At 71.1% G+C, this 12,689-nt stretch carries 13 protein-coding genes; 5 read left to right on the forward strand and 8 right to left on the reverse strand.

The window, feature by feature from the left end; genetic code table 11:
* Window positions 1-5: 5 nt before the first annotated feature.
* Entirely contained in the window at window positions 6-773 is a 768-nt protein-coding gene (locus GVN67_RS03320) for an enoyl-CoA hydratase/isomerase family protein (protein ID WP_159992850.1), read from the forward strand.
* Between the two features lie 39 nt (window positions 774-812).
* Here GVN67_RS03320 and GVN67_RS03325 read toward each other — a convergent pair whose 3' ends face one another.
* Window positions 813-2,426 carry an ABC transporter substrate-binding protein gene (locus tag GVN67_RS03325; RefSeq protein WP_159992851.1) on the reverse strand — a complete coding sequence of 538 codons (1,614 nt, stop codon included), beginning with the start codon at window positions 2,424-2,426 and terminating at the stop codon, window positions 813-815.
* A gap of 95 nt (window positions 2,427-2,521) precedes the next feature.
* On the opposite strand from GVN67_RS03325, the gene GVN67_RS03330 reads away from it, so the two are divergent.
* On the forward strand, window positions 2,522-3,535 hold the full coding sequence (locus tag GVN67_RS03330) for a Gfo/Idh/MocA family protein (protein ID WP_235034921.1): 1,014 nt from the start codon (window positions 2,522-2,524) through the stop codon (window positions 3,533-3,535).
* Complete coding sequence (locus GVN67_RS03335; protein WP_159992852.1) at window positions 3,532-4,335, forward strand: shikimate dehydrogenase; 804 nt, start codon at window positions 3,532-3,534, stop codon at window positions 4,333-4,335. The genes GVN67_RS03330 and GVN67_RS03335 overlap by 4 nt, the downstream gene beginning before the upstream one ends.
* Here GVN67_RS03335 and GVN67_RS03340 read toward each other — a convergent pair.
* The 5 genes from GVN67_RS03340 to GVN67_RS03360 form a co-directional block, all read right to left on the reverse strand.
* The gene (locus GVN67_RS03340; protein ID WP_159992853.1) at window positions 4,332-4,784 is read right to left on the reverse strand and encodes a MaoC/PaaZ C-terminal domain-containing protein; all 453 of its coding nucleotides are present in this window, start codon (window positions 4,782-4,784) and stop codon (window positions 4,332-4,334) included. The genes GVN67_RS03335 and GVN67_RS03340 overlap by 4 nt on opposite strands.
* Window positions 4,784-5,545: a 3-ketoacyl-ACP reductase gene (locus GVN67_RS03345; RefSeq protein WP_159992854.1), complete on the reverse strand. Its 762-nt coding sequence runs from the start codon at window positions 5,543-5,545 to the stop codon at window positions 4,784-4,786. Before GVN67_RS03345 ends, GVN67_RS03340 begins: the two co-directional genes overlap by 1 nt.
* The gene (locus GVN67_RS03350) at window positions 5,542-6,678 is read right to left on the reverse strand and encodes an acyl-CoA dehydrogenase family protein (protein WP_159992884.1); all 1,137 of its coding nucleotides are present in this window, start codon (window positions 6,676-6,678) and stop codon (window positions 5,542-5,544) included. The genes GVN67_RS03345 and GVN67_RS03350 overlap by 4 nt, the downstream gene beginning before the upstream one ends.
* Window positions 6,679-6,725: 47 nt before the next feature.
* Window positions 6,726-7,733, reverse strand: a complete 1,008-nt coding sequence (locus tag GVN67_RS03355) for a LacI family DNA-binding transcriptional regulator (RefSeq protein ID WP_159992855.1) — start codon at window positions 7,731-7,733, stop codon at window positions 6,726-6,728.
* A 116-nt stretch (window positions 7,734-7,849) separates the two neighbouring features.
* Entirely contained in the window at window positions 7,850-9,535 is a 1,686-nt protein-coding gene (locus GVN67_RS03360; protein ID WP_159992856.1) for a methyl-accepting chemotaxis protein, read from the reverse strand.
* 606 nt (window positions 9,536-10,141) lie between these two features.
* Here GVN67_RS03360 and GVN67_RS03365 point away from each other — a divergent pair.
* Window positions 10,142-10,327: a hypothetical protein gene (locus GVN67_RS03365; protein WP_159992857.1), complete on the forward strand. Its 186-nt coding sequence runs from the start codon at window positions 10,142-10,144 to the stop codon at window positions 10,325-10,327.
* A gap of 11 nt (window positions 10,328-10,338) precedes the next feature.
* Here the strand turns inward: GVN67_RS03365 and GVN67_RS03370 are convergent, their stop codons facing one another.
* Complete coding sequence (locus GVN67_RS03370; RefSeq protein WP_159992858.1) at window positions 10,339-11,061, reverse strand: hypothetical protein; 723 nt, start codon at window positions 11,059-11,061, stop codon at window positions 10,339-10,341.
* A gap of 146 nt (window positions 11,062-11,207) precedes the next feature.
* Here GVN67_RS03370 and GVN67_RS03375 point away from each other — a divergent pair, with 146 nt between their 5' ends.
* A complete protein-coding gene (locus GVN67_RS03375; protein ID WP_159992859.1) occupies window positions 11,208-12,206 on the forward strand; it encodes a tripartite tricarboxylate transporter substrate binding protein in 999 nt (332 codons plus the stop codon).
* A gap of 5 nt (window positions 12,207-12,211) precedes the next feature.
* On the opposite strand, the gene GVN67_RS03380 is transcribed toward GVN67_RS03375, so the two are convergent.
* Entirely contained in the window at window positions 12,212-12,688 is a 477-nt protein-coding gene (locus GVN67_RS03380) for a hypothetical protein (RefSeq protein WP_159992860.1), read from the reverse strand.
* Window position 12,689: the final 1 nt, after the last annotated feature.

Below are 12,689 nucleotides of genomic sequence, written 5' to 3' on the forward strand. Positions count from 1 at the left end.
GCGCCATGCAAGGCGAGGTGCGGCTGAGCGTCGCGGACGGGGTGGCCGAGCTGCTGCTGGACCGTGCTGCGAAGCACAATGCGATGACGCCGGCGATGGCGGCGCAGCTGGCGACCCATGCCCGCGCCATCGATGCCGATGACGAGGCCCGCGCGGTGCTGGTCCGCGGCGAGGGCGCGCGCGCCTTCTGCTCCGGCAGCGACCTGAATTCTCTCGCCGCCTATGCCTCCGCCTGGCATTTCCGCAATCGCGTGGAATATGCGGCGGCCTTGCGCGGCATTCGCAAGCCGGTGGTGGCGGCGCTGCAGGGCTGGACGCTGGGCGGCGGCGCCGAGATGGCGCTGGGCGCCGATTACCGCATCGCTGCCTTCGGCACGCGCATCGGCTTTCCCGAGGTGCAGCGCGGCTGGGTCGGCGGCGGCGGCGCCTCGCAGCTGCTGCCGCGGCTGATCGGCCATGCGGCGGCGACGCGGCTGCTGATGCTGGCCGAGCCGATCGAGGCGGAGGAGGCGCTGCGTCTCGGCCTGGTGCATGAGGTGGTGGCGCCCGAGGCGCTGCTGCCGCGCGCGCGCGAGGTGGCGGCGAAGCTGGCCGGCTTCAGCCCGGTCGCGGTGCAGTCGGTGAAGGCGGCGTTGCGGGCGGCGATGGAATCCTCGCTGAGCGCCGGCATCGCCTATGAGAACGAGATGAACGTGCTGTGCTTCAGCGCCGGCGACCACCTGGAAGGCATCCGCGCCTTCAACGAGAAGCGCCCGGCCGAATTTTCCCGTTGAGACGCTGCCCGGAGCGCGCTGCGCCCCGGGCATTTCGCCTTACGCCAGCGTCACTTTACCCATATCCAGCTGCCAGCCGGCGGCGGTGAGGGGAAAAGTCTTGATGCTCTTGCGCACGCCGACCTGGTAGGTGGGCTGGAACAGGATGAAGTGGTTGGCCTGGTCGACCACCCGCTTCTGCCATTCGATCCACAGCGTCGCGGCCTGGTCCAGATCCTGCGATTCGGAGGCCTGCTTGACCAGCGCGGCCACATCCGGCGGCACCTCCCAGCCGACGCGCTTGGCGACGCGCTCGACCACCGCCGAGGCCCAAAGGTCGTTGGACACGGCAGGCGGGTTCCAGAAGGTCAGCAGCCCGCCCTGCATCTTGCCGGTGGTGTAGACGGTGCGCAGATTGACCTGGTCCATCGGGTTCAGCCGCACGCGGATATTCACCCGCGCCAGGTCCGACTGGATCTTCTGCGCCAGCACTTGGTAGGAGACGCCGGCGACGGCGGCATTGCCGTAGGCGATCTCCATCTCGAAGCCATCGGCCAGCCCCGCCTGCTTCAGCAGCGCGCGCGCCTTGTCGATGTCCTGGTGGAAGCCGACCTGCTTCGCCACCTCCTCGGTGCTGCCGACCACGCCGATCGGCAGGAAGTGGGCCGCGCGCGTCGCGGCGCCGCCCAGCAGGTTCTTCAGGATGCCGTCGTAGTCGATGGCGAGGCCGATGGCATGCCGCGCCTCCTTCTTCGCCAGCGCCGGATTCGCCGCCGGATTCTGCGTCAGCGCCATATAGACATGGTCGAGGCTGGGCAGCTTGTCGATGGTGACGTTCGCATCGCCCTGCAGCGTGGCGATATGCTCGGGGATCAGGTTGAAGGCGGCATGCACGTCGCCGCGCCGCACCGCCAGCAGCTGCGCCGCGCTGTCGGACAGGTGGCGGATCACCACCCGCTCGAAATCGCTGGGGCCGCGCCAATGGTTCGGGTTGCGCTGCAGCATGATCTGCGAGTTGCGTTCCCAGCGCACCAGGCGGAAGGCGCCGGTGCCGGCGCTGTTGCCGTTCAGCCAGTCGGTCGCCTTGTCCTGGTCGCGCGCCTCCGGCCCGGCGACGGCGCCGTTCTTCACCAGCACCGCCTTCTCCATCACCGAGCAGGCGGGGTTGCAGAGGATAGGCAGGATCGGCGCGTTGGCCGAGTTCAGGATGAAGTCGACGGTGTTGGCGTCGACGATCTCGACCCGGTCGACGGCCTTGATATAGACCTGGGTCTGCTCCTTCATGCCGATCAGCCGGTCGAAGCTGAACTTGACGTCCTCGGCCGTCATCGGCGCGCCGCTGGCGAACTTCACGCCCTGGCGCAGGGTGAAGCGCCAGCCGTCGCCGCCCGGGGTGCGCGTCCAGGCCGTGGCCAGCGCCGGCTTCGGATTGACATAGTCGCCGGCCTCGAAGGTCATCAACGTGTCGTAGCAGGCTGCCAGCGTCATCGGCGGCGTGTATTGCGCCTGCCGCGCCGGATCGAAGGTGATGGTGTCGCTGGTGTCGAGGCCGATCACCAGCGTGTCCCGCCGCGACTGGGCCTGCGCGATGGCAGGCGTCAGGAAGGGCAGCGAGGCCGCGCCGAATCCAAGCAATTGCGCCAGCTCGCGCCGGCGAAGATTGATGATGTTCATGGACATTTCCTCCAACGCCGGGGATGATAGCAGGAAGATCGGAACGTTCCAATTTTCCGTGAGGGGAACGGATCCGAAGAAATGAGGGGGAGGGGATGGTCATGCCGATGGGCGTCGGCCTGATCGGGCTCGGCATGGCGGTGAAGCCGCATATGCGGGCGCTGCGGGACCTGGAAAAATCGGGGCGGATCCGGCTGGTGGGCGGCTTCTCGCCCTCGGCCGAGCGGCGCGCCTGCTTCGCCGCGCAATGGGGCGCGCCGGTCTTCAGCCGGCAGGAGGCGCTGCTGGACCAGCCGGAGCTCGGCCTGGTGCTGATCCTGACGCCGCCAGGCACGCATCTGCCGTTGGCCGAGACCGTCGCCGCCACCGGCCGCCACCTGCTGGTCGAGAAGCCGCTGGAGCGCAGCGTCGCGCGCGGCGAGGCGCTGGCCGGGATCGCCGAGGCTGCCGGTGTGCGCTGCGGTGTCTGCCTGCAGCATCGCTTTCGCCCGGGTGCGCTGCGCTTGCGCCAGGCGATCGAATCGGGCGCGTTGGGAAAACTTCTCTCGGCCAGCGCCAGCATCCGCTGGTGGCGCGACGCCGCCTATTTCGCCGAGCCGGGGCGGGGGATGAAGGCGCGCGATGGCGGCGGGGTGCTGCTGACCCAGGCGATCCATTCGCTCGACCTGCTGCTGCATCTCGCCGGGCCGCATCGAAGCGTCGCCGGATTCGCCGCCACCTCGCCGCTGCGCGCCATCGATACCGAGGATGTCGTCGCCGCCGCCTTGCGCTTCGAGAATGGCGCGCTGGGCGTGATCGATGCCACCACCGTGGCCCGCCCCGGCTATCCCGAGCGCATCGAGATCGCCGGCACCGAGGGCTCCGCCGTGCTGGAAGGCAGCCGCCTGGTGCTGCACCGCGGCGAGGAGGTCGAGCGGCTGGGCGAGGAGCTGGCCGGCGGCGGCGGCGCCGATCCGATGGCCTTCGACTATCGCCCGCACCGCGCGCTGCTGACCGAGATGATCGACGCCATCGAGCAGGATCGCGCGCCGTCCAATGATGCGCGCTCAGCCCTGGTCGTGCAGCGCCTGATCGAAGACCTTCTGGCCGATGCGGAGACCCGCGCATGAGCATCACCGGCACCACCCGGCTTTTCGCGATCGTCGGCGACCCGGTCGCGCCGCTGCGCTCGCCGGCGCTGTTCAACGCCGCCTTCGCGCGGCTCGGGCGCGACGCCGCCTTCCTGCCGATGCAGATCCCGGCGGGGCGTCTGGAGGAATCCTGGCCCGGCCTGGCGGCGATGGAAAATCTCGACGGCGTGGTCATCACCATGCCGCACAAGGAATCGGTGGTGCCGCTGCTGCAGGCGCTGGGTCCGACGGCGCAGCTGACCGGCACGGTGAACACCATCCGCCGCCGTCCCGAGGGCGGCTTCGAAGGCGAGATGTTCGACGGCGAAGGTTTTCGCGATGGCCTCGAACGTTCAGGCCATGCTCCGCGGGGCCAGCGAATCCTGCAGATCGGCTGCGGCGCGGCGGGGCGCGCCATCGCCTTCGCGCTCGCCCGTGCCGGCACCGCGCATCTGTCGCTGCAGGATGCGGCGCCGGGGCGCGCGGAATCCCTCGCCGCCCAACTGCGCGAGAATTTTCCGCAGGTCTCCGTCAGCCATGACGGCGCCACCCCCGCCGGCCACGCCATCATCGTCAATGCCACGCCGATGGGGCTGCGCGCCGGCGACCCGATGCCGCTCGATCCGGCGCTGCTCGCGAAGGATCAGGTGGTGGCCGATGTCATCCCCAACCCGGAGGTGACGCCGCTGATCGCCGCCGCCCGGGCGCTGGGCTGCGCCACCGTCACCGGCCGCGCCATGCATGAAGGGCAGGCGCGGCTGGCGGCGGCCTATCTCGGCATCGAGGGCTGGGAAGGCTAGGCCGCCACCCGCCGATGCACCATGAGGTCGTTCTCGCCCTGTTGAACGATTTCTTCCCGTTGGTTCAACAGGGCAAAATCCAAGGTGACGATGCCGCGATCCGCATGCCGCGTCGGGCGGCAGGCGGTGACGCCGATAGTGGCCGACAGCCGGTCGCCGACCAGGATCGCGCCGGTGAAGCGCCAGCGCCAGCCGAGCGAGACGATGGCGGCCAGCTGTGTCTGCGCCCGGTTCTTCAGCCCATCCGCCAGGGCGAGTCCCAGAATCCCATGCGCCACCCGCCCGGGATAGCCGAGCGACTGCGCGTAGCGATCATCCATGTGGATGTCGAAGAAGTCGCCGGACAGGCCTGCGAAGGCGAGGATATGCGCTTCCGTCACCTGGATGCCGCCGGTCTGCCAGGACAGGCCGGGGGCGATGTCGTCGAAATGCAGGCGGTTGTCGGTCATCACAGCCTCCCCAGATGCAGCCCGCCATCGACATGCAGCGCGTCGCCGGTGCTGAAAGGCAGGTCGCCGGCGGCCAGCATGGCGATGGTGCGGCCGATATCGCTGGCCTCGCCCCAGCGGCGCATCGGCGACAACCCGTCGGCGATGCGCTGCTCGTAGCGCGCGGCGACCGGCGCGGTCATCTCGGTGCGGATGACGCCGGGGCGGATCTCATGCACCGCGATGCCCTCTTCCGCCAGCCGCACCGCGAAGACCTTGGCGATCATCGAGACCGCCGCCTTCGACGCGCAATATTCGCCGCGATCCGGCGAGGCCAGCACCGCATTGGCGGACGACACGAAGACGATGCTGCGCGGCCCGGTCGCGGGGCTGGCGATCATCGCCCGCGCCACCGCCTGGGTCAGGAAGAAGCTGCCCCGCGCATTGATCGCCTGCGCCCGGTCCCAGGATTCGACCGAGACATCGAGCAGGTCGCCGCGCCGCAGCGCGCCGACGCCGGCATTGTTCACCAGGCAGGCCAGCCGGCCCTCCGCGCTCGCCGCCGCGACCAGCGCCGCATGGCTGTCGAGATCGGCCAGGTCGAAGCGGCGGAAGGCGAAGGCCCCGCCCGCCGCCGCGACCAGCGCGGCCGTCTCGACGGTGCCTTCCTCGTCGATATCCGCGCAAAAGATATCGAAGCCGCGCGCGGCCAGCGCCTGGCAGGCAGCCCGCCCGATGCCGCGGCGCCCGCCAGTGACCAGCGCCAGGGGACGCGCGCTCATGCCAGCAAGCTCCGCGCCATGATCATGCGTTGGATCTGGTTGGTGCCCTCGTAGATCTGCGTGATCTTGGCGTCGCGGAACAGCCGCTCCACCCGCACCCCGCGGATATAGCCGGAGCCGCCATGGATCTGCACCGCATCCGCCGTGCGCGCGACGGCGGCATCGGAGGCGAAGCACTTCGCCATGCTGGCCGGCAGGGTCGCCCGCTCGCCGCTGTCCAGGATCTGCGCCGCGTGATGCACCATCAGCCGCGCCGCATGCGCGTCCTTGGCCATGTCGGCGATCATCCATTGCACCGCCTGGAACTCGGCGATGGCCTGGCCGAACTGCTTTCTCTGTTTCGCGTAGTCGATGCTGTCCTCCAGCGCCGCCTGCAGGATGCCCAGCGCCAGCGCGGCGATGCCGATGCGGCCCTTGTCCAGCACCGACATCATCATGTGGAAGCCGCGGCCTTCCTGGCCCAGCATCGCATCCGCCGGCAGCCGCACGCCGTCGAAGCGCAACCCGCCCACCGGCGAGGCGCGCTGCCCCATCTTGTGCTCCTTGCGGTCGCGCGAGACGCCGGCGCTGTCCAGCTCCACCAGGAAGATCGACATGCCGCGATGGCCGGCCGCCGGATCGGTGCGCGCCAGCACGGCGGCGAAATCGGCGATCGGCGCGTTGTGGATCCACAGCTTGGCGCCATTCAGCACCCAGCCCTCGCCGTCGCGCACCGCCCGCGTCTTCAGCCCGGCCAGGTCGGATCCCGCCTCGGCCTCGGTCAGCGCATAGGCGCAGCGCCGCTCGGCCTTCAGCAGCGGCCGGAGGAAGCGCTCCTGCTGCGCTGTGGTGCCATGCTCGGTCAGCAGCGTCCCCAGCAGCTCGACCAGCCCGACCTGGTCGGCGACCGAGGCATAGCCGCGCCCGAGCTCCTCCATCACCAGCGCATAGGACAGCACATCGGCGCCGACGCCGCCCAGCGCCTCCGGCACGCAGATGCCGAACAGCCCGGCCTGCGCCAGCCGCTGGTACAACTCGGCCGGATAGCGCTCGCTCTCGTCCAGCTCGGCGGCCAGCGGCGCCACTTCTTCCTCGGCGAAACGCCGCGCGGCATCGCGCAGCGCGCCATGCCATTCGCTGGCGCCCTTCGGCATCGCGGTGTCTTGCACCGTCTTTCCTCCCTCAAGCCATCAGAGAAACGCTAGGCAGCCCTCCGCTGCTGGGCACCGCAGGATTCGCGGATCACCAGGGTGGGCGGCAGCACCTCGCGCAGCGGCTCGGCATCGGGCTCGGCGATGCGGTGCAGCAGCACCCGCGCCGCCGCCTGGCCGATGACATGCGGCGCCACGCGGATCGTCGTCAGCGGCGGATACCAATGCGCCGCCTCGCGCACATCGTCGAAGCCGACCAGCGCCACGTCGCGCCCCGGCATCCGCCCGGCCCGCATCAGCCCCATCCCGGCGCCGAAGGCCACCGAATCATTGAAGCAGACCAGCGCCGTCGGCCCCTTCGCCGTCAGCCCCTCGGCCACCAGCGCGGCCTCGCCGATATCGGTGCGGCACAGCAGCTGCTCGGCCGCCAGCCCGGCCCGCGCCATGGCCCGCGCATAGCCCTCCCAGCGGCCAGTGCTGACCGAGCTCTTCAGGGCGCCGCCCAGGAAGGCGATCCGCCGGTGCCCCAGCGCCAGCAGGTGCTCGGTGGCCAGCCGCGTGCCGGCGCGGTTGTCCGGCCCGGCATGCGCGCCGCGGCGGAAGCTGCGCACCACCGTGGCATAAGGCAGCCCCCAGGCCTTCAGCTCCTCGGCCAGCGCCGTTGGCGTGCCGGTGGCCGGCATGATCAGCACGCCATCCACCGGCTGCTCGCGAAACCGCTCCAGCATGCGGCGCTGCCGCACCGCCGATTCCGCCGTGTTGGCCAGCATCGTGACATAGCCGGCCTCGTCCAGCGCCTCCTCCACGCCGGCGGTCAGCTCGGCATAGAAAGGATTGGTGATCTCGCAGACCAGCAAGCCAATCGTGTGCGACTTGCCGGACCGCATCATCGCGGCGGACCGGTCGTAGACATAGCCCAGCCGCGTCGCCGCCTCGCGCACCGCACGCCGCGTCTCCTCGCGCAGCTTGCTGTCGTCGCGCAACGCCAGCGCGGCCGTGGACAACGCCACCCCGGCTTCCCGCGCGACGTCCTTGATCCTGATCCGGTGCATCTTCATCAGAGTGGAACGTTCCAATTTGAGCGTCAAGCGGGCATCAACAAGCAAAGGCCAGGGGGAATGAATTCCCCCTGGACCCCCATCTTCTTTCTGTCTGTGCTGCCGCGCGCCAAAAATTACGCGGCGCGGACCTCGGTGACGAAGGTGTCCACCGCGCCGGTCAGCTGCTCGGATTGGCGCGACAAATCGCTCGCGGCGGCCAGCACCTGGGTGGCGGCGGCACCGGTGCTGCTGGCGCCGGCACTCACCGAGGAAATGCTCCGCGTCACCACATCCGTCGCCTGCGCGGTCTCCTGCACCGTGCGCGCGATCTCGGACGTCGCGGCGCTCTGCTCCTCCACCGCGGCGGCGATCGCCACCGTGATGCGGCTCACCTCGTCGATCGTGCCGGTGATCGCGCCAATCGCCAGCACGGCCTGCTGCGTCGCCTGCTGGATGCTGCCGATCTGCGCGCCGATCTCCTCGGTCGCCTTGCTGGTCTGGGCGGCGAGATTCTTCACCTCGGACGCCACCACCGCGAAGCCCTTGCCGGCCTCGCCGGCACGCGCCGCCTCGATCGTCGCGTTGAGGGCGAGAAGATTGGTCTGGCCGGCGATCGAGGTGATCAGGTTCACCACTTCGCCGATCTTGCTGGCACCCTCGGCCAGCACCCGCACCGTCGCATCGGTCTCGCGGGCGCGCGCCACGGCCTGGCCGGAGACGCTGGTCGCCTGCGACACCTGCCGGCTGATCTCGGAGATCGAGGCCGCCAGCTGCTCCGCCGCCGAGGCCACGGTCTGCACCCCGCCGCTCGCCTGCTGCGCCGCCGAGGCCACCGAATTCGCCTGGTTGTTGGTCTCCTCCGCGGTGCCCGACATGCTGCGCGCGGTCGCCTCCAGCTCGGTCGCGGCCGAGGACACCACGCCCACCATGTCGCCGACCCGCGCCTCGAACTGCGCCACCAGCTGCGCCAGCGTCTCGGCCCGCTTCTGCCGGGCGGCCTGGTCGCGCGCCTGCTCGGCGGCCAGCGCATCGGCCCGCTGCAGCCCGTTGCGGCAGTCATCGACGGCGCGCGACATGTCGCCCACCTCGTCCTGCCGCGCCAGGTCGGGCAGGGCGACGGCATAGTCGCGCCCGGAGACCTGGCGCAGCGCGGCGGCCAGGCCCACGATGCTGCGCGCGATATGGCGGTCGAGGAAGATCGCGGCGCCCATCCCGATCAGCAGCGCCAGCAGCAGCCCGGCCCCGGTCAGCCAGACCGCCTCGCGGTAATCCTGCGCGGCATCGGCGGCGGCATCGGCGGCGCCGGCCTCGTTCACCTTGCTCAGCTCTTCCAGCGCGCCCAGCACGGCATGGACGGCGGTGAAGCCCTCGCCGTTGAAGCGGGCGATGGCGGCGCGGTCGCCCGGCGCCGCCAGGATCTGCCGCATCAGCCCCTGATAGGCATCATAGCCCTGGCGGGCCCGGGTCAGCAGCGCCACCTCGGCCGGGCTGGAGCTCAGCGCCGCGGTCTCGGCGAAGCGCTTCAGCGCCTCCTGGTGCATCGCCTGCAACTCCACCTCGCCCCGGGCCCGCTCGCCGGCCTCCTCGGTGCCGAGCTGGCGGGCGGCGCGGCTGCGCTGCAGGCTCAGCGTGTATTGCAGCTGGCCGATGCTGCGCACCGAGGGCAGCCAGTTGGTCTGCAGCGCCACCACGCCGTCATCCAGCCGGCCAAGCTGCTGCAGCCCGATGCCGCCGACGGCCATGGTCAGGATCAACACCAGGCCGAAGGCGCCCAGGAGCTTGCTGCGCAACCGCAGCCGGGAGAGAAAATGGCGCATCATGAAATCTCGGTTTTGCCTCTGGGACCTTTGCTCACAATAGCGTGATCGATTTCCAATGTATTAACCGGCCGATGCCGCAGGGGCGTTGCAGCGATGCGCGCGGCGCGCCGGGCCGGTTTTCCTCGCCAAAAGTCAGACGCCGGCTCGCGATTTCCCCATCCTCCCAGAAGTCGCAAGGCCCGGGGCAGACGCGACGGTGTCGGCCAGCTGACGGGACCGGTGCCCATTTCAGCGTGATTGAAGGGTGGCTTCCGCTCGACTGGCGCGATGGAGGAAGTCGCAGGCCCGTCTCCCATCTATATTGGCGTCGACTGTTGGAACCCCTTGCAGGCGGCAGGCTGGACCGCTTCTTCCCGCCGCCGCCAGCGACCGGAGGGCATGCTCGATGGCATCGAGGACCAGCTGCCCTGGGGGCTGCTGCCCGGCCTGCGGCTGCAGCACGCGGCCGGCCGTGACCGCTGCGGTCGCGTCCCGGCGCTCCTGCCCAGCTGTGGCTTTGCGATCACAGGATGGCTGACCTGCTTCTTCGCGCCTGCAACCGGTCGCCGCGACGCCTCGTTACACCGTCGAGCATGACGGGGCGGGGACCGCACCGGAGGCAGGAAGATGACCCGATACGACACCACCAAGGATCAGGCAGAGCGGATGATGCACCGGCGCAACCCCGCGGATCAGGCCTTCGACCGCTGGCTGCAGGAAGACCTGCAGCGCCGCCACGCGCAGCCGGTCGAGGCGGAAATCCCGCCCGAGCTGATCGCCCTCGCGCTCGAGGCCGCCCGCACCCCTCGGTGACGCGGCCGGCCTCAGCCCGGGGTGGCGCGGCGATAGACCCCGCTGAAGGTGACGTTCATGCCGCCGCAGCGCAGATTGTCCTGCACCACCAGATAAGGGCCGAGCAGCAGCATCCGCACCCGGCAGCTGTCAGGTCCGCCTTCGTCATAGGGGCGGGTGCGCTCGCCGCCATCGCTGCTGAAGCCGAGCCGGGCGCCGCTGGGCCGCGCCTCCGCCTCCAGCGAGCCGATATTGACGCCGCCGCGCTCGACGCGGGCCGGGTCGTCGCTGCCCCAGCTGGCGCTGCCGCCGATCCGCAGCGCGCTGCCCTCCGCGCTGATGTCGATTTCCTGCTCATAGGCCTGGGCGCCGTACCAGCTGGCCTGCCAGGCCTCGAGCGGCGCGGTGCCGGGCGGCGCCAGCGGCTGAAGCGCCGCGGCCGGCAGCCAGCCGGTGGTCAGCCGCCGCCGGTCGTTCAGATAGGATGCGCAGGCGAAGCCGCCCTGCCGGCGCGAGACCACCACCACATCCCCCGGCATCAGGAAGGCGCGCTGCGTCTCAGCCGCGGCCTGCGGCCGTGCCCGGAAGAAGACGCGCGCGGCCGCCGGGCCGATGGTCGCGGCCTCCAGCGTCTCGTCGCCCGGGCGGATGCCCCAGCAGCCGGGATCGGGCGCCTGGGCGCGCGCATCGGTGGTGCCGAGGGCGGGCAGCAGCGCGAGGGCCAGGGCGCAGGCGCGCAGCGAAAAAACCAGCATCTGGAAAACATCCTCGGAGAGCGGTCGCTGGACGGCCAGGCTGACCCGGCTTGCATCCAACGACAATCTTTTGATGGGCGCTGCAGCTTCGCAAGACGGCCTGGGCATGATTTTGCTGCGACAGCGCAGCATGGACGGAGGCAGGCATGAATTTCGACACGACAGGTCAGCCCGGACGGCGCGCCCTGCTGGCGGCGGCCGGCGCGCTGATGGCGGCGGCGCCGGCGCGGGCGGCGGCCGGCATCACCCTGCTCAGCGGCTTCCGCCCCGGCGGGCTGACCGATATCGCCGCCCAGGCCATCGCCCCCGGCTTCGGCCGCGGCATGGGCGGCACGGCCACCGTCGCGCACCGGCCGGGCAGCAATGGCGACGCGGCGCTGCTGGCGGCGCTGGGCCAGCGCGGCGACGGCCGCAACTTCCTGCTGGCGCATAACGCGCAGATGGTGGTGCAGGCCTATGGCCAGCCGAACCGCACCATCGACACCCAGCCGCTGATGCCGGTGGGCGCGGTGGCCGAGGCGCCGCTGCTGCTGGTCGCGCATCGCGACGTGCCGGCGGGCAATGCCACGGAGCTCGCCGCCTGGCTGCGCCGCCAGCCGCTGCCGCTGCTCTATGCGGCGTCCAGCCCGGGCGGGCTCGGCCATTGCGCCTTCCAGCTGTGGCTGCGGCACACCGGCCATGTGGCGGCGCCGCGCGAGATCCATATGCGGACCTACAATGACGGCGCCGGGCCGGCTTTGGCCGAGCTGCTGCGCGGCGAGGCGAAGCTTGGCTTCTTCAGCGCGCCGGCGGTGCTGCCGGCCATCGCCAGCGGCCAGGCGCATGCGGTGCTGGCGACCGGCGGCCAGCGGCTGGCGGCGCTGCCCGATGTCGCGACCGCGGCCGAGCAGGGCCTGCCCGAGCTGACGCCGGTCACCGCCTGGACCGCGCTTTTCGCCATGCCGCGCACGCCGGCCGCCGCCATCGCCCGCGCCAATGCCGCGCTGGTGGCGACGCTTGCCGAGCCCGGGCTGCGGCAATCGCTGGCGGCGCGGGGGGCCACCGTGCTGGGCGGCAGCGCCGCCGCCCTGAAGCAGCGGCTGGGCGCCGAGGAAGCGCGATGGGTCGCGCTGTCCGAGGCGCAGGAATTCGACGTCGACGGCTGAGCGGCTCAGCGCCGCTGGCAGGCGTCGAACAGGGCCGTCATGCCGGCATCGGCGCCGGCCAGCGGCACCGTCTCGGTCTCGCCGTCCAGCGTGATCGACAGCGCGCCGCCGCCGGTCAGCAGCTTGCGCCAGGCGGCATCCGCCTCGAAGCCGCCGAGCAGCATCAGCGCGTCGCCCAGCTCCTGCATCTCGCCCTTCATGGCCAGGCGCTGCTGGCCGCCGGCGGTCGCGAAATCGACCTGCACGATGCTGCCGTCGCGGGCGCGGTCGCGCTCCTCCAGCAGGCGCATCTCGATGCGCTGGCCGCCGCGGCGGCAGAACAGCGCCAGGCTCTGGTCGCCGGTCTCGGGGATTTCCCAGGCCATCAGCAGGCCTTCGCCGGTCTGGCGCGACGCCCAGCGCTGCTCCTGCGCCGCGGCCGGCAGGGCGGACAGCCCGGCCAGCAGGGCCAGCGCCGCCAGGGTGGATTTCTGTCTCGTCATG

It is taken from the genome of Roseomonas sp. 18066 (genome assembly GCF_902706185.1).
Lineage (GTDB): Bacteria > Pseudomonadota > Alphaproteobacteria > Acetobacterales > Acetobacteraceae > Pseudoroseomonas.